At 64.1% G+C, this 17,173-nt stretch carries 15 protein-coding genes; 3 read left to right on the top strand and 12 right to left on the bottom strand.

Annotated elements, in window-relative coordinates; all coding sequences use genetic code 11:
* Positions 1-3: 3 nt before the first annotated feature.
* Together QM672_RS10550 and QM672_RS10545 are read right to left on the bottom strand one after the other, a co-directional pair.
* Complete coding sequence (locus QM672_RS10550; RefSeq protein ID WP_311935335.1) at positions 4-2,106, bottom strand: molybdopterin oxidoreductase family protein; 2,103 nt, start codon at positions 2,104-2,106, stop codon at positions 4-6.
* Positions 2,107-2,228: 122 nt separating this feature from the next.
* Entirely contained in the window at positions 2,229-2,699 is a 471-nt protein-coding gene (locus QM672_RS10545; RefSeq protein WP_311935333.1) for a peroxiredoxin, read from the bottom strand.
* A 319-nt stretch (positions 2,700-3,018) separates the two neighbouring features.
* Between QM672_RS10545 and QM672_RS10540 the strand changes: the two genes are divergently transcribed.
* Positions 3,019-6,417, top strand: coding sequence for a DUF3971 domain-containing protein (locus tag QM672_RS10540; protein ID WP_415082432.1), 3,399 nt, complete (start codon positions 3,019-3,021; stop codon positions 6,415-6,417).
* 32 nt (positions 6,418-6,449) lie between these two features.
* On the opposite strand, the gene QM672_RS10535 is transcribed toward QM672_RS10540, so the two are convergent.
* Positions 6,450-7,874, bottom strand: a complete 1,425-nt coding sequence (locus QM672_RS10535; protein WP_415082430.1) for an MFS transporter — start codon at positions 7,872-7,874, stop codon at positions 6,450-6,452.
* Positions 7,875-8,031: 157 nt separating this feature from the next.
* Between QM672_RS10535 and QM672_RS10530 the strand changes: the two genes are divergently transcribed.
* On the top strand, positions 8,032-8,949 hold the full coding sequence (locus tag QM672_RS10530) for a LysR substrate-binding domain-containing protein (RefSeq protein WP_415082428.1): 918 nt from the start codon (positions 8,032-8,034) through the stop codon (positions 8,947-8,949).
* Positions 8,950-8,978: 29 nt separating this feature from the next.
* Here the strand turns inward: QM672_RS10530 and QM672_RS10525 are convergent, their stop codons facing one another.
* From QM672_RS10525 to QM672_RS10495, 7 genes are all read right to left on the bottom strand, one after another.
* Positions 8,979-9,806: a class I SAM-dependent methyltransferase gene (locus QM672_RS10525; RefSeq protein WP_367623135.1), complete on the bottom strand. Its 828-nt coding sequence runs from the start codon at positions 9,804-9,806 to the stop codon at positions 8,979-8,981.
* Positions 9,807-9,873: 67 nt separating this feature from the next.
* Positions 9,874-10,224, bottom strand: coding sequence for a hypothetical protein (locus QM672_RS10520; protein WP_311935319.1), 351 nt, complete (start codon positions 10,222-10,224; stop codon positions 9,874-9,876).
* A 112-nt stretch (positions 10,225-10,336) separates the two neighbouring features.
* Positions 10,337-10,837 (bottom strand): DUF934 domain-containing protein, encoded by a 501-nt coding sequence (locus tag QM672_RS10515; protein ID WP_367623134.1) that lies wholly within the window; start codon positions 10,835-10,837, stop codon positions 10,337-10,339.
* Positions 10,838-10,896: 59 nt separating this feature from the next.
* Entirely contained in the window at positions 10,897-11,664 is a 768-nt protein-coding gene (locus tag QM672_RS10510) for a phosphoadenylyl-sulfate reductase (protein ID WP_415082425.1), read from the bottom strand.
* Entirely contained in the window at positions 11,648-13,315 is a 1,668-nt protein-coding gene (locus tag QM672_RS10505; protein ID WP_415082423.1) for a nitrite/sulfite reductase, read from the bottom strand. The genes QM672_RS10510 and QM672_RS10505 overlap by 17 nt, the downstream gene beginning before the upstream one ends.
* Positions 13,315-13,617, bottom strand: coding sequence for a DUF2849 domain-containing protein (locus QM672_RS10500; RefSeq protein ID WP_068289934.1), 303 nt, complete (start codon positions 13,615-13,617; stop codon positions 13,315-13,317). The genes QM672_RS10505 and QM672_RS10500 overlap by 1 nt, the downstream gene beginning before the upstream one ends.
* A 171-nt stretch (positions 13,618-13,788) precedes the next feature.
* The gene (locus QM672_RS10495; protein WP_394308219.1) at positions 13,789-14,559 is read right to left on the bottom strand and encodes a GNAT family N-acetyltransferase; all 771 of its coding nucleotides are present in this window, start codon (positions 14,557-14,559) and stop codon (positions 13,789-13,791) included.
* Positions 14,560-14,945: 386 nt separating this feature from the next.
* On the opposite strand from QM672_RS10495, the gene QM672_RS10490 reads away from it, so the two are divergent.
* Complete coding sequence (locus QM672_RS10490; RefSeq protein ID WP_311935304.1) at positions 14,946-15,536, top strand: hydrolase; 591 nt, start codon at positions 14,946-14,948, stop codon at positions 15,534-15,536.
* A 40-nt stretch (positions 15,537-15,576) separates the two neighbouring features.
* Here the strand turns inward: QM672_RS10490 and QM672_RS10485 are convergent, their stop codons facing one another.
* Positions 15,577-16,176 carry a hypothetical protein gene (locus QM672_RS10485; protein ID WP_367623131.1) on the bottom strand — a complete coding sequence of 200 codons (600 nt, stop codon included), beginning with the start codon at positions 16,174-16,176 and terminating at the stop codon, positions 15,577-15,579.
* Complete coding sequence (locus QM672_RS10480; protein WP_415082420.1) at positions 16,173-17,144, bottom strand: LysR substrate-binding domain-containing protein; 972 nt, start codon at positions 17,142-17,144, stop codon at positions 16,173-16,175. The genes QM672_RS10485 and QM672_RS10480 overlap by 4 nt, the downstream gene beginning before the upstream one ends.
* Between the last annotated feature and the right edge of the window lie 29 nt (positions 17,145-17,173).

Genomic DNA, 17,173 nt, shown 5'->3' with positions numbered 1-17,173 from the left:
TCTCTAGGCGGCGGCCGCCGGCAGCTTGCGAATCGCCACCTTGTTGTCGTGGAAGGCGCCGCCGCCGACCGGCGCGGGCGCGTCGGCTCCCGTCAGGGTGTTGATGCCCTTGCCGTCTTCATAGGCGCTGTTCGGCCAGATCGACTCGGCCACCAGGACGCCGCGGCGCAGGCCCTCGAAGAGCTTGGCATGCAGCCGGACCTTGCCGCGCAGACTTTCGAGTTCGACCTTGTCGCCGTCCTCGATGCCATGGGTGGCGGCATCGTCGGGATGGATCAGCACATCCGGCCGTTCCTCCTTGGCGAGCGAGGTCGGGGTTTCCGTGAAGCTCGAATTGAGAAAGTTGCGCGCCGGGCTGGTGGTCAGGCGGAAGGGGAAGGCATCGTCGGCCAGCTCGATCGCCGTCCAATGGTCGGGGAAGGCGGGCATGTCATGCACGGGCCCGAATTTGGCGGGCGCCGCATAGGGGTTCTTCGGCCAGTCCGCCTTGAAACGGAACTTGCCGTCCGGCCAGCCGAAGCCTTTCAGGAAATGGGCATCCTCGAAGGGCTGCTGCACGTCGAGCCAGCGCTTTTCCTCGAGCTCCGCCAGCGTGCCGCGATTGGAGGCCTGGAGGGTGCGGTCGATCAACTCGCGCGGATCCATGGCGAAGGCGGGATGTTCGGCGCCGACGCGGGCAGCGATGGCGCTGATCACCTCGTGATTGTTGCGGCATTCGCCCGGCGGCTCGATCAGCTTGGGGCCGAGCAGGATGTGCTGCTGCCCGCCGCCCTGGTAGACATCGTCATGTTCGACGAACATGGTCGCCGGCAGGATGATGTCGGCCATGCGCGCTGTATCCGTCATCACCTGCTCATGCACCACGGTGAACAGGTCCTCGCGGGCAAAGCCCTGCTTAACCTTGTCCTGGTCGGGCGCGACCGACATCGGATTGGTGTTCTGGATCAGCAGCATCTTCACCGGGCCGCCGCCGCACAGCGCTTCGGCATCGCCGGTCAGGATGGGACCGATGCGGGACTGGTCGAGCTCGCGCACCTTGGGATCGCGCACGTCCAGGCCCTCGATCAGCGTCTTGCGCCAGCCGAACATGCCCGAATTGGAGTGCAGCGCGCCGCCGCCTTCATGTTGCCAGGCCCCCATCACCACGGGAATGGCGCTGACCGCGTGCATGGAGGCCGCGCCGTTGCGCGAGCGGGCAAAGCCATAGCCGAGGCGGAAGAAGGTCCGGGGCCGCTCGCCCAGCAGCCTGGCCAGGGCCTCGATATCGGCCACCGGCACGCCGGTGATATCCGAAGCCCATTGCGGCGTGCGGCTGGCGAGATGGGCCTCGAATTCGGCCGGATGGTCAGCGAATTTAGCGAGATAGGCCCGGTCGGCATGGCCGTCGCGGAACAGCACATGCATGAGGGCGCAGGCCAGCGCCCCGTCCGTGCCGGGCTTGAGGATGATCTTGACGTCCGCCTGCTGCATGGTGGCGTTGTCATAGACGTCGACGGCCACGATTCTGGTGCCGCGCTTCTTGCGGGCGGAGGCGGCGTGGGCCATCACATTGACCTGCGTCACCACGGCATTGGTGCCCCACAGCACGATGCAGTCGGATTGCGCCATCTCGCGCGGGTCGGTGCCGGTCATGCGGCCATGGCCGGCGAGATAGCCCGACCAGGACAGCGAAGTGCAGATGGTGGAGTACTGGCCCGAATAGCGCTTGGCATTGCGCAGACGGTTGATACCGTCGCGCATGACCAGGCCCATGGTGCCGGCATAGTAATAGGGCCAGACGCTTTCGGCTCCGAAATCCCGCTCGGCCGCCAGCATCGCCTCGGCGGTGCGGTCGAGTGCCTCGTCCCAGCTGATGCGCTTATATTGGCCCGATCCCTTCGGCCCGGTACGCATCAGGGGATGGAGCAGACGATCCTTGTGATGCACGCGCTCGGCATAGCGGGCGACCTTGGCGCAGATCACGCCCTTGGTGAAGCTGTTGTCGGCAGCTCCATAGACCCGTCCCATGGTGTTGCGGTCGAGCACCTCGATTTCGAGGGCGCAGGTCGAGGGGCAATCATGCGGGCAGGCGGAGGCTCTGCGGATCGGGCCAAGCGGTTTGTTCATCGGGATCTCGTCATCTGACCGCCGCATCGTAGGGCGAGGGGGGCACAAGAACCAGCCTTACGTGCGGGCATTGCGAGAATTGATCAATCCATTCACGCGGGGAATGGTTCGCATGCGCATCATCAAGCCAAGGTCCGGGCGGCTTCCAGCACCTCGGCGACGTGGTCGGCCACACGCACCTTGGACCAGACGCGAGCGACGATGCCCTTGCCGTCGATCAGCAGCGTGGTGCGTTCGATGCCGAGATAGGTGCGGCCATACATCTGCTTTTCGCCCCAGACGCCATAGGCGTTGAGCATGTCGAGGCTTTCGTCGGAGGCGATAGCCGTGGTCAATCCGTGCTTTGCCACGAATTTCTGCTGCTTGCGCACAGGATCGTGCGAGATGCCGAGCAGGTGTACGCCGGCGGCGGCGAAATCCGCCTTGGCGGCCGAGAACTCCACGGCTTCACGCGTGCAGGCCTGGGTATCTGCCTTGGGATAGAAGAAGATCACGAGTTTATGGCCGCGAAAGTCCTCGAGCCGGACCGTGCCACCATCGGCGAGGGGGAGGGAAAAGGCGGGAGCGACCTCGCCGACCTGCAGGGGATGCATATGCCTTCCTTTCGGCAAAATGGTACGTCACAGCACAATCGTGTATGTTTCGGGACAGGCGCGGTCCAGGCCGTTCTGCATCCGGGCGCCCGTCTTTCGCGACGAGTTGCTTCGATGTGTGTTTGCCCAGCGTATCCGCGGATAAGGCGATCTGGAATTGTCGGCTTATCTCAACAATTTGCATCTTCATCCTACTGCGTCTCCTTAACGGTACGGCAACCTGGGTGAGGCCATCATCTCGCCGGCATTGCCGTGGGGCATGAAGGATTTATCGCAAGGGGCTGGCGAATCGTTGATGGCGAGGGACGCACACAACGCAATGCATGAAGCGACGGCTGCCGCCGATGAGCAGGCGTCCCTGGAGACCGCTGCGGACCAGTTGCCGTACGACTATCCCGCGGAAGAGCCTCCGGCGGATTCTTCGCCCCGGCGGCGGCCCGGCAGCGGCCGGGTATTGCTGCGTAGCGCCGTCTCCGTGGCTGCTACGGCGGCGGTGGTGGTCGGGGTTGCCATCGGCATCTTCTACTGGCGGCTCGGCAATGGTCCTCTATCGTTGCCCTTCATCACCCAGACCGTGCACCAAGCCATCGCTGCCAAATTGCCGCCGGGCTATCGCCTCAGCCTGGACGATGTCGCGATCGAGCGGCGCCCGGAAGGGCTGATTGCGATGATCCGCGGTGTGACCGTGAGGGATCATGACGTCGTCATCGCCTCGGCGCCGCGCATCTATGCCGGGTTCGATCTGGCGTCGCTGCTGCTCGGCGACGTCACGGCGCGCTCGATCGTGGTCGAGGGGGCAGCTGCGACCGTGAATGTCAGCATCGACGGCCGGTTCACGCTCCAGGCCGGGGTCGACAGCACGGCCCCGCCTGCGGGGGGAGCCCTGTCGCTTGCGGCGGTTCTGAACGGCTTCGACACCATGATCGCCTCGATCGGCTCCATTGACAGGGTCGAACTGCGTGACGCCGCGCTGGCGGTGCACGACCAGGCGATCGGCCACGACATCGTCCATCGTGGCATCGACCTGACCGTTCGCCGCACCGCCGCGGCCGGTGGCCTGTCGGTGGCTCTCGCCGCAGCGGGAGGCTCCATCAATGCCACCACGGAAGGCGGCGACGGCGAACCGCGCTCGATCGACATTAAGGCCAGCAATATCGGCGTCACCGAACTCGTGGCAGCACTGGCGCCGAGTGTCGAGCAGCCATCGGTCAAGGCCTCCTTCGATGTGCTGGCCCGGGCCAGCATCAACCCCGATGGTTCTGTCGAGATGGCGCAGGTCAACATTGCCAGTGCCGGAGGCAGCTGGAATGTCGAGCCGAAGGAGCCTCCCTTCGTATTCGACGGCGCGCAGATCAGCCTGGACTGGGACAAGACGGCCGGTGTCGTCCAGATCGGCCAGGCGATGGTCAAGTCGGGCGAGGGCGTCCTGGATTTCAAGGGAAAGGTCGTTCCGCCTTCCGATACGACGGGGCCGGTGTGGACTTACGACCTGCAAGCACCGAACGTGCTGCTGGCAAGCCGCCGCGAGCAACGTCCGCCGCTGAAGCTCGACCGCATCGATCTTGCCGGACGTTATGATCCGGCCACCAACCGCCTCAGCCTGGACAAGGGCGAGGTGCTGGGACCGACGGTTGCCATCGATTTCAACGGTGCCGTCGGCTTCGGCGGCAAGACCCCGGCGATCGACCTGACCGCAAAGGCCAAGACCCTGTCGGCGGTGGCCTTGAACCGGGTGTGGCCGGTCTTCTCGGTGCCGGAGGTCAAGATCTGGCTGGAAGACCATATCAAGGCGGGTGTCGTCGATGGAGCGACGCTCAAGCTCGCCATTCCGCAAGGAGCGTTGGCTTCGGTCAATGGCAAGACGCCGCCCCTGCCGGACGAAGCACTTTCAGGCTCGGTGCCGATGTCGAAGGGCATCGTCCAGATCATCGATACGCTGCCGCCGATCAGCGACGTCGAGGGCAGGGTCGATTTCTCCGGGCGCCATCTTAGCGTCAATGTCGACAGCGCGTCGGTCGAGACCGGCGATGCCGGCACCCTCGCGCTTGCGGATGGCACCTATTCGATCAGTGATTTTGCCCAGAAGCCGCCGAACCAGTCCGCGGTTTTCGGGGTGAAGGGCCCGGCGCAGGCCGTGGCCAGGCTGATGACCATGCCGCCGCTGGCCGATGCCGCCAAGGGCTTGGATATCAGGCCCGATGAGGTCAACGGCACTGCCGATCTCAAGGTCAAGCTCGACCTGCCGCTGATCGACCATCCTCGCCCCGAAGACATCAAATATGCGATCACGGGCGGCGTACAGGGAATGTCGATCGACCACGTCGCCGGCAGCAGCCTGCAGAGCGGCACGATGAAGCTCTCGCTCGAGCCGGGGTTGATGCTGCTCACCGGCAAGGGCGTGTTCGATGGCCTGCCCGCCAATTTCGACCTGCGCAAGGCCGAGGGCCAGGAACCGCAGATGGCCCTCAGCGTCATCCTGGACGACGCCACCAGGAAGCGGAAGGGCTTCGATTTCGGCGATGCGCTGACCGGGCCGATCCAGGCCGACATCCATCCGGTCGCCGATCCGCGCGACCCGCGCTACGACGTGGATATCGATCTGGCGGCCGTGCGCATCAAGGATCTGCTGCCGGGCTGGCAGAAGGCGGCCGGCGTTCCGGGGCGGGTCAGCTTCAGTTGGGATCCCGCCGACAAGGGCGGTGGCACGCTCGACAAGCTGACGGTGGAGAGCGGGTCGGTCTCGCTGCGCGGCACGGTGACACTCGGCCCGGACAACAAGCTGCGCAAGGCGATGATGGATGTGATCAGCCTGTCGCCGGGCGATGATTTCCAGGGCGTTTTCGAACCGCTCGGCAGTGGCTGGAAGGTCTTCGTGCGCGGCAACCGGCTCGATGCCCGCCCTCTGCTGTCGATGCTGCAGAAGCGCGCCAAGGGCAGCAGCGCCAGCGCCAGCATCAATGCCGATATCAGGCTCGGCCAGGTGGTCGGCTTCAACGACGAATCTCTTGCCGATCTGGGCCTGATGCTCGACAGCAAGGGTACGACGATCCGCAAGCTCGATCTCAGCGGCAGGCTGGCCAACGGCCAGGTCACTGCCTCGCTGGGCAATGAGGGGCGCAGCGGCAATTTGGTCACGGTGCAGTCCACCAATGCCGGCGCCGTCATGCGTTTCCTGGATCTCTACACCCGCCTTCGTGGCGGGGCGCTCGGTGCCCGCTTCTCGCCGGTGATCGACAATATGCGCGGCCGCCTGGTGATGCGCAGCTTCTCGGTGGAGAACGAGACGGCCCTGGGGCAATACCGCGACACGCTGAAGAACGCCGGCAAGTTGTCTTCCTACGCCCCCGGCAGCGGCGACTCAGCCCAGTTCACCAGGCTCGAACTCGCCTTCACCCGAACGGCCTCGCGGATCGGCATCCTGGATTCCGTGGTCTGGGGGCCGGATGTCGGCGTCAGCCTCTCGGGCGATCTCGACTATGGCACAGACAGGGTCAACCTCACCGGCACCTTCGTGCCCGCTTACGCCCTGAACAACATCTTCTCCAAGATCCCTCTCATCGGAGGACTGCTCAGCGGCGGCCAATATGGCGGCCTGTTCGCCATCAACTTCAAGGTATCGGGACGGGTCAACGCGCCAGTGCTCACGGTCAATCCTCTCTCGGCCATCGCGCCCGGCTTCCTGCGCAAGATCTTCGAGTTTCAGAAACAGACCAATTGAGGAGAACCCGGCTTCACGCTGACCTTGTGGGTTCAGCCGCGCCGAAAGGGCAACTGAACCAGCAGGGTAAGGAAGGCGAAGACCAGGCTGACCACCACGCCGGACGAGAGCATGGCCAATTCCGTTGCCGGCATGATGACCGCCGTGACCACGGCAAGGCCGCAGGCACCGCCGACCTGTAGCGAGCTGTTGAGGAGGCCGGCGGCGACGCCCTGTTCCTCGTCGGCGACGCCGCTGGTGCCGGCCACCATCAAGGCCGAGATGCTGAGGGCAAAGCCGAGGCCCCAGAGCAGCGAGACCGGCAGCAACAGGGTCCACAGGTCCGGCTCGGGGCCGAGGCGCAGCGCCAGCAGATAGCAGGGCACGAAGGCGGCGAGGCCGACGACCAGGATGCGCGCGACCCCGAACCTGTCCATCAAGCCGCCGAGTTTGGGACCGATCGCAACCACCATCAACCCTGCCGGCAACAGCACCAGCGCCATCTGCCAGGGTTGCCAGCCGAGGAGGTTCTGCAGGTAAAGGCCGAGCAGGAACTGGAAGCCCATGGCGCCGCCATAGAGCAGGGCGGCGCTCGCGTTCGCGGCCACCAGCCTGCGATTGCGGAACAGGCCAAGGCGGATCAAGGGCGCCTCGACACGGCTCTCGATGGCGGCGAAGGCAGCCAGCAGCAGAGCCGAGACAGCGAGGCCACCGACGGTCCATGGCGACAGCCAACCGATTTCGGCGGCGAAGACGAGTGCGAAGACCAGGGTCAACATGCCGCTGACCAAGGTCAGCGTGCCGCCGAGGTCGAGCCGTATCGGCCGGTCGGAGCGCGGATCGGCGGGTACATAGCGCAGCGCTGCCCACAGGATCAGCAGAGCGATCGGCACCGGCAGGATGAATATGGCCCGCCAGTTCAGCGTGGTGAGCAGGCCGCCGATCAACAGGCCGGAGGAATAGCCGGAGGCCTCGAAGACGTTGAAGATGCCGAACGCCTTGTTGCGCTGGGGACCTTCGGGAAAGGTGGTTGTCAGCAGCGACATCGCCGCCGGTGCGGTGAAGGCTGCCGCCACGCCCTTGATGAAGCGCGACGCGATCAGCAGGACGGGATTGCTGGTGAAGGCTCCGAACACAGAGACGAGGATGAACACGGCCATGGCGGCGACCAGCATGCGACGCCGGCCGAACAGATCGGCACAGCGTCCACCCAGGAGCAGGAAGCTGCCGAAAGCCAGGATATAGGCGCCAGCCAGCCATTGCGCTGTCGCGGCGCTCAAGCCGAATTCCCGTTGGATCTGCGGTATCGCCACCACGATCATGGAGACGTCGAGGCCATCGAGCAGGATGACCCCGCTGCAGACGAGGAGGACGATCCACAGGCGGGCCGGCCAGCGAAACGTTGTGCTTGGACCTGACGGGGAGGCGCGCGCGAGATCATCCGGGCTGGCCTCGCGGGGGGCGGTGTTGACGGGCATGAGGTCACTCCGAAACGGAGCACGAAAGCGGGTCGTCGCCCAGCTCCAGGCTCCCTGATTGTCAAGTCTGACTGTCATGCTCGATTGATAAGAGATTGAAAAACGAGTAATTCTCGATAGAACATCAAAATTGGCTTGAAAGTCGATGAAGCGTACGATGCCAGGGACCCGGGCCCTGAAGATCTTCGAGGCGGCCGGCCGGCATCTCAACTTCACCCGTGCGGCCGAGGAGGTCGGCCTGACGCCGGCTGCCGTCAGCTATCAGATCAAGGAGATCGAGGATCAGCTTGGTATCGTGCTCTTTGCGCGGACCAGCCGCAGCATCCGGCTCACACCTGCGGGAGGCGTATTGTTCGAGGCGGTGGGCGAGGCGCTGGATGGTCTACAGCGCGCCGTCAGCCGGGCCAGCAGGTCGCAGCGCGCCTTGGGGCAGCTCTGCGTGTCGCTCGGCGCGCGTTTCGCCACCAACTGGATGCTGCCGAGGCTCTCAGCCTTCCAGGTGGCCCATCCTCGGCTGAAGCTGCGCTTCGACATCACCGACGAGATCCGCGATTTCGAGGTTGACGATATCGACCTGGCCATCCGTTTCGGCGACGGAAACTTTGACGGGCTGAATTCGGTGCGGCTGTTCGATACGGTCATGGTGGCGGTCTGCAGCCCGCGATTGCTCGAGGCCGGCCAGCATTTTACGATGCCGGCTGATCTGATCGGTCATACTTTATGCTATCGCGATTGGCGCCGGGGCGATCTGACCTGGCCGGATTGGCGCATGTGGATGCAGGCTGCCGGTGTCGACACGTTCGACGATAGCGCCTGCGTCGCCTTTGCCGATACCAGCCATGTCGTACAGGCCGTGCTCGATAGCGGGGCAATCGGCCTGGCCGATCTTGCCATGATCGCCAATGATATTGCCGAGGGGCGACTGGTGCGCCTATTCAACATCGAGGTCCCGGTGGCAGGGAACCAGACCTATCATCTCGTCTATCCGCACGACCGCAGCGAAGACCCGGCCATCCTGGCCTTTCGAGACTGGATGCTCGCGGCGATCGAAGCGCAGCAGCAGGGCAGCGGTTAAGCAAAACCGGCGAGCGCGTGATGTCCGTTTCAGAAACGATAGCGTAGCAGCCGCCCGATGCGGCCGAGTGCGGGAATGGCCCTGAAGAACGGAATGACAAGGCGAGCGGACAGGGACATTCTGGCGATCTGGGCGGCATGATAGCCCTGCCGACCGTAGGAGAGCAGTTCCTGCATCAGCTTGAGGCGCGGCACCTGGCGTTCGATCTCATGGGCGTCGTCAAGGCTCCAATGCACCTGCGCACCGGTGACGCGAACCGAATGCTGTTTGCGGATCAGGCGCAGGCCAAGACGATTATAGGCATCGAAGGCGATTTCGCCGCTGGGGAAGTGTCCAGCCAGCCGGGCGAGCAGCGGGATGGCTTCATCGGCCTGCAGATAGGGGAACATGCCTTCGGCGATGATCAGCGCCGGGCGGCCCTCGGGCATGATCGTTGCGAGCCAGGCGGGATCGGTGACGGATGTGCCGATCAATTGGTAACCTGCGCGCTCGGGATAGAGCCGGCGCCGGAGCTCGATGACTTCGGGATAGTCGACATCGAACCAGCGCACGCCGGCGGGTGGATCGATACGGAAAACCCGGGAGTCCAGGCCACAACCCAGATGCAGCACGATCGCCTCGGGGTGGAAAGCGAGGAAGGCGCGGGCCCAGTTGTCGAGGATGTGGGCCCGCATCGCCAGACCGATCATGAGATCGCGGTTGATGCCGAGGCGCGAGAAATCGTAGTCGATCCGATCGAGCGCCGAAGCCGCGAAACGGTCCTGCAGGAGCGAGTCGGGCAGACGGCTTTCCTCGCCCTTGGCGTAGAGGGTGATGAGAAGGGTTGCCTTCTCTTGGCTCAGAGAAACCTTTTCCATGGCCCGCGCACGCTATGAGAGAGCCGGTAAAGCCGCTTGCGGGCTATCCGAGCACCAGCGCATGGCATCAATGCCGCGAGAGGCGTCTGGCATTGGCCCGGACCCGTCGCTGGGCCGGCCGGGCTGCCGCGACGGCGACGGAGATCAGGCCGGAGGCCAGATCATGCGCATCGGCTTTGCCGAAGACGGCACGCAGGCCCAGTTGAGCCATTTCGTCGGTTGCCGCAACCGCTCCCTCCGCAAGCGCCTCGAATTTCTCGGTCACCATGCGGCTGGCTTCGATCAGATTGTCTGGATGGGGCCAGAATGGCAGCGTCGCCAGTATGGGCATACGATGGCCGATGGTTACGGCACTGGCTTGGCTGGTTTCGAAGGCCGAAGACATGGCCCGAATGAACATCACCTGGAATGAGAGCATGCAGCCTCCGATTCCCGGTCAGTTTGGGCCGATATGTCGCCGAGGGCAAGCGCGATGGTTGCGGGCCATCGCTGCGCGAGGGCGATCGAGGCTTCTCGTCGCGTGGCCTTTGCTATCCCAGCCGCCGCCAGGGCTTGAGCTTGTCGGGCTTCGTTCCGTCGCCGCCGGTCGGCTGATAGCGCGTGTGCGAGATCGGTACCTTGCCGGCTTCCAGCGCGGCGATCGTCGGCGCGTTGCTGATGTCGAGAGCGTCGAAACCGCAGCGGATCATATAGGCGATACGGTCGAACAGGATGTCGCCGACGGCCCTGAGCTCACCGGCGAAGCCGTAGCGTTCCCGGGCAATGCGCGCCAGCGAGAAGGCGCGGCCGTCGCCGAATTTGGGGAAGGCGAGGGCCAGCAGCGGCAGGCTCGGCAGCGCGTCAGCCAGCAGCTCGATATCGTCGGCCGGCTGCAGCACCACCCCGACCGGTGCATTGCGGGCGGCGAGACTGTCCTTCTCGGCCAGGAAGCGTTTCAGCGAGACGATGACAGCACCGTCCGGCAGCGTGTCCTCGTCGCCGGCCAGCTTGTAGATGTCTGCCTCGAAACGGCCATTCTTCCAGAGGGGCACAGGTCTCTCCTAGATCCCCGCGCAAAGCGCAGGCTTTTCAACAGTGTGGAAGTTGTCTCTTAGATACCACTTCCGGCCTTTTCAGGCGAAACATGAATGCCGCACTCGACCTTGGACTTGCCGCGCCAGCGGCCGGCCCGGGCATCCTCGCCCTCGGCGACGCGGCTGGTGCAAGGCATGCAGCCGATCGAGGGATAGCCGTCCGCCACCAGGGGATGCGGCGGCAAATCGTGGCGTTCGAGATAATCCGCCACATCCTTGGAGGTCCAGTCCGCCAGCGGATTGACCTTGATGCGCCCGGCATCGGCCTCGAAATATTGCAGGGCTGCACGGGTCGAAGCCTGATGGCGCTTGCGACCGGTGATCCAGGCCGAGAAGGACTCCAGCGCAGTGTCGAGCGGGTCGACCTTGCGGATCCAGCAGCACATGTCCGGATTGCTGTAGGCAAGCAGCCGATCGGGATCTTCCTGCTGTACCAGCACCTGGCGCGGCGAGGCCGTGCGCAGATCGGTAAGGCCGAGCCGGCGGGCGAGTTCGTTGCGATAGAGCAGGGTCTGGCTGAACAGCCGGCCGGTGTCGAGGAAGATCACCGGCGTGGCACGGTCGATTTCCGCCACCATGTGGAGGAGGGCGGCCGACTCGGCACCGAAGCTGGAGACCAGGGCAATGCCGCCCTTGTAGAGCGACAGTGCCGCGCGCAGCACCGTCTGTGCATCGGCATTGTGATACTGCGCCGCCAAAGCGAGCGCCTGTGCTTCCGGATCGATAGCCGGGCTGGCCAAACCAACGTTCACGGGAGCGGCCGAAAAATCAAGCACGCTGTCCATAGAGTGCCTCCTTGAAGGGCGGCAGGCCGACACGGCGCACCGCCTCCAGGAATGTTTCCTGAGGGGAGAGACGCAGGCCCAGATAGGTGTCGACCACCTTCTCGACAGCGTCGACGATGGCCTCGCTGCCGAAGCCGGGGCCGACCAGTTCACCGATCGAACAATCCTCGCGGGCCGAGCCGCCCAATGTGATCTGGTAGTTTTCCACGCCCTTGCGGTCGACGCCGAGAATGCCGATCGCCGCGACGTGATGATGACCGCAGGCATTGATGCAGCCGGAGATCTTGATCGGCAGGCTGCCGATCTCCGCCTGGCGTGCGGGCGAGCCGAAGCGCTCGGACAGGCCCTGCGCGATCGGAATGGCGCGGGCATTGGCGAGCGAACAGTAGTCCAGGCCCGGGCAGGCGATGATGTCGGTGATCAGTCCTTCATTGGCGGTGGCGAGGCCCGCTTCCTGCAGCACCGCGAACAGCGCCGGCAGGTCATCGAGCTTCACATGCGGCAGCACGAGGTTCTGCAGGTGGCTGATGCGGATCTCGCCCAGCGAATAGCGATCGGCGAGATCGGCCACCAGGTCCATCTGGTCGGAGGAGGCGTCGCCTGGAATGCCGCCGATCGGCTTCAGCGAGATGGTGGCGATGCCATAGCCCGGCTGCTTGTGGGCATGCACGTTTACCGACACCCAGTGGGCGAAATCGGCATTGCCGGCCTTTGCCTTGTCGAAGACCGGCGTCTCGCCGATCGTCTCGAACGGGCCTGCGAGGAAATATTGCTGCATCGCCGCCACCGAATCCGGCGTCAGCTTGAGCGCGCCGTCACGGATACGGTCGAACTCGGCTTCCACTTCCTCGCGGATCGGATCGAGGCCCTTCTCATGCACCAGGATCTTGATGCGCGCCTTGTACTTGTTGTCGCGGCGTCCCTCGAGATTGTACACGCGCATGATCGCCTCGGTGTAGGTGAGGAGATCTGCTTCAGGCAGGAAATCGCGCAAGGCCTTGCCGACCATGGGGGTGCGGCCCTGGCCACCGCCGACGAACACACGGAAGCCGACCTCGCCGGCCTCGTTGCGCACGATCTGGTAGCCGATGTCGTGGACCTTGACCGCGGCACGGTCTTCCTCGGCGCCGGTGATGGCGACCTTGAACTTGCGCGGCAGATAGGACAGCTCCGGATGGGCCGTCGACCACTGGCGCATGATTTCGGCATAGACGCGCGGATCGGCGACCTCGTCGGCAGCGGCGCCGGCGAAATGGTCGGCCGTGACGTTGCGCATGCAATTGCCGGAAGTCTGGATGGCATGCATCTCGACGTCAGCCAGGGCCTGCAGCACGTCCGGCACGTCCTTGAGGGCGATCCAGTTGAACTGCAGGTTCTGGCGGGTGGTGAAATGGCCGTAATGACGGTCCCAGCGGCGGCCGATGGTCGCGAGCGTGCGCAACTGCTTGGAGGAAAGCGTGCCATAGGGCACGGCAATCCGAAGCATATAGGCATGCAGCTGGAGATAGACGCCGTTCATCAGCCGAAGGGATTTGAACTCCTCTTCGGTGATGTCGCCCTTGATGCGGCGCTGCACTTGGTCGCGAAACTCAGCGACGCGCGCATTCACGAAGGCGTGGTCGAACTCGTCATAACGGTAGAGGGCACCCATTATTCGGCAGCCTCGGCGAGTTCGGTCTTGGGCAGGTAGGCGATGGTCGGGCCGAGCGCCCGGATGGCCTCGCGCAGCTTGGCGGGACGGGGCTTCTCGCCGCTGACGTCGAGCTCGACGGCATAGATCTCGACCACGTCCTGCTCATTGGCAGCGGCGGTGACGCTGGCAAGGATCGCATTGGCGGTGGCCTGATCGGGTTCGATGGCGCTGTCGGCCACGTCGAGCGACCAGTTGCCGTTGGGGGTGCGGAACACCACACGCCCATCCTTGAGGCGGTTGGCTGTGATAGCGAGCGGCATGACGAAAAACCCCTGATTGGAATTCGTCCACGATATCGGTTCTCGCGCGCAATTTGTCAAATAGATTTCAATACATACAAATAATGTAATTAGAGCTCGTTATGAAAATTCGATATATCGATCAATGTGATGGCTAAAAAGGCATGCATCCTGGGCAACGCTGATCGGCGGTCATGCAACCTTGCGACGATAGGAATAACGGCTGATTTCTGTAGAAAAGGCGAGTGAGCGGTAGAGAGACCGGCCGGCATCGTTGCCGGCCACCACGGGCAGGCAGGCCCCTTTCGCACCCTGATCGTCGCGAGCCCAGGCGAGCAGGGCGCTGACGGCATTGTGGGCATGGCCCTGGCGCCGGAAGGTGGGATCCGTCGCCACCGCGTTGATACAGACGATACCGTCATGCACAGCGCCGAAGGCCAGCGCCGCGGGGCTGCCGTCACTGGCCGGCGACATGGCATATCCGGTCGGCAAGGCGACCGCGCCGAACAGGGCGCGGGCATGGGCGGCGGTCGCAGCGGAGAATTTCTGAAGGCGGGCATGAGCCCCGAACCAGGCATCGTCGAGGTTGGGCCGCACGAAGGCCGCACCGCGCTCGCCTTGGGACGGTGCAGCATCGAGGTCGCGGTAGAGCACGCAAGTCTCGTCTTCGCCCGGGCCGTATCCGGCCTCGTCCAAGGCGCTGCCGATATCCTGCGATGAGACACTCGACAGGCGAAAGATGGTCGGCAGGCCGTGATGGCTGTAAAATGCTTCAGCCGAACGTATCTGCTCGCTTGGCTGCCGCGTGCCGGGCCAGAGCAGGCTGATGGAGTTGGCCCGCCTGGTATGCCCATGTGAGAAGCGCAGCAGCCAGCCGTCTAGCCATATCGTCTTCAGGGCCGGCCAGCCGTTCAGGCACGCCTCTTCAACGCGCCGGGCGAGAACGTCCTCGTTGTCTGCCATGCTTACACTCTACCTGTCTGCCGAGCCCTGCCAACCCGCCATGTAGACCGCCGGCGAGGCGTTTGTCTTCAGGCTCGGCTACTCATCCTTTTGTAGCCCAGGCTTGACCGGTTGGTCGACTTGAGCTTTGCGGCTGGCTGCCTCTACAAGGCTGGCTATCCTGCACGTGTCGTCGGTAATGGACTGTCGAAAAGCCATTCCCGACGACACGTGCCGATGGCGCCCCGCGGCGCCCATGGTGTCTTGCGAGAGGGCGGGTTCGCCGATTATCGCGAGACGCCCTGGCCAATCCGGTGGATTGGCTTGGAAACAAGGAACTGGGGCAGACGAGCGTTCAGTCGCGAACGCGCTTTGCTCCAGTGCATTGACGTTTATCGGAGCTTGCCATGTTGCGTCTGGATCCCCGCCATACCGCCCTCGTGATGATCGATCTGCAGAATTGGATCGTCGGCCGGCCGGTGGCACCGCATTCGGGCGGGGATGTCATCGAGCGATCTTTGCGTATCGGCAAGGCGCTGCGCAAAGCGGGCGGCACGGTCATCCTGGTGCGTGTGGCTTTTTCCGATGGCTATGGGGACGTGGTGAAGGTTCCCGTGGATGCGCCCTTGATCCTCCCCGAGGACAAGATGCCTCCCGAGGCAGTTGCCTTCGACGCGAGGATCAACCCGTCCAAGGCCGATGTGGTGATCACCAAGCGCCAGTGGAGCGCCTTTCACGGCACGGAACTGGATCTGCAATTGCGCCGCCGTGGCATCGATACCGTCATCATCAGCGGTATCGCCACCAATTTCGGCGTCGAGGCGACGGCACGCGATGCCTTTGCCAATAATTATGCCGCGATCGTGGCCGAGGATGCCACCAGCAGCATGACGGCGGAGATGCATCGCTTCTCGATCGATCACGTCCTGCCGCGCGTTGCCCGCATCCGGTCGAGTGCGGTGATCATCGACGCCCTCAAGGAAGCCATGAAGGATTGAGTGGTCAGGTAGTCTGGTTGCGGCGCCGCACTCTGGCCGGTCAAAGTTCTCGCGCACCGGCAAGGCGCGACGTCAGCTCGACCGCCAGACGATCGGCCGCCTCCGGATCGGTGACATCCATCAAGGGAATGTCGTGCCGAATCGCAGCTTCGATGAAGGCCTCGTTTTCGCGGACGGATCGCTCCGCAAATTTGTCGATGGCGGTTTTCAGCCGGCCGTCCCGTCGAGAATAGTGGCTTTCTCGGGCAATGCGCTCCCGCAGAACTTGCGGCTCGACGTGAAGACAGACAGCCACGGCCTCGCCGATTCCCCAGTCGGGAACATACTCCGGCCGGAGGGCAGCGCCTTCAAGGATGAAGCCGCTGCCTGCCTCGCACAGCGCCTTTATCCTGCCCTGAATGATCGGCCGCATATTCTCGTGGTGGACCCGGAGAAACCAGTGAATGGCATCGTCCGTCAGGCGGAGATAGAACTCCGTGACCGGCTCGGGCACACCCGTCCAGGGCCGACCCGGATGGCGTCCCAACTGGTCGGTCGAGACCACGGGCCAGCCGGCGGCGCGGCCGATGCGAGCGGCACAGGTCGATTTGCCGACATGCGAGGTGCCGAGCAGAAGCAAGGCGGACGGTCTTGTCGTCATGGATCCGCTGTCACGTTTGATGGAGGCGATATCTTTATCTCGGGTCCGGCTGTCCTGCCTCCCTCGATATCGAGAAGTGACGGGCGGGCGAACTGCTCGACGATAAAATCCAGGAAAACCCGGACCTTGGGCACGAGATGGCGCTTGGAGGGATAGATGGCGAATATTGCCGTTTCCACCCCGGACCAGTCCGCCAGCGCCTGCTGCAGGCGGCCGGTGCGCAGGTCTTCCTCCACATAGGTGCGGGGAATGAGACTGAGGCCGAAGCCGGCCAGCAGCGCCTCGCGCACCGCCACGCTCGATGTCACCTTGTAGCGCCCCTTGATCGGCACGCCGACGATTTCCTCATTCTTGGCGAAGCTCCAATGATTGACGTGGCCCGACAGGCTGAATTGCACGCAATTGTGCTGGCGCAGATCGTCCGGCACCGACGGCAGGCCCGCTCGCGCGAAATAGGAGGGGGACGCGCAGATGATATGGGGAACGGCCATCAGCTTGCGGGCGACCAGGCTGGAATCCTCCAGCACGTCGCTGCCGCGAATGGCGACGTCATAGCCTTCCCTGACGATGTCGATCCGGCGGTCGTCCAGGTTGAGATCCAGCGACAGGCCGGGATTGGCCTCGAGGAAGGCGGGCAGGGCCGGCGTGAGATGCCGAAGAGCCATGGTCATGGGAGCACTGACACGCAGGAGGCCGGTCGGTGCCAGCATGAGCGCGCCGATGGAGGCGCCGGCATCGTCGATATCGTCGAGAATCTGGCGCACCCGCTCGTAATAGAGCGAACCTGCCTCGGTGAGGCTCATCCGGCGGGTGGTGCGGTTGAACAGGCGCACCGAAAGCTGGGCCTCGAGCTCGCCGATATTCTTGCTGATGGCTGCCGGCGACAGGCCGAGGGCACGAGCCGCCTCGGCAAAGCTGCCGCGCTCGACCGCCTGGCGAAAAGCCTTGAAAGCCGTCAGCTGATCCATCTATTGAACACCATTGGTAGTTAATATCG

It is taken from the genome of Labrys sp. (in: a-proteobacteria) (assembly GCF_047605565.1).
GTDB classification, from domain to species: domain Bacteria; phylum Pseudomonadota; class Alphaproteobacteria; order Rhizobiales; family Labraceae; genus Labrys; species Labrys neptuniae.
Note: the sequence above shows the minus strand (reverse complement) of the source record. Positions and strands in the feature narration are given on the sequence as shown.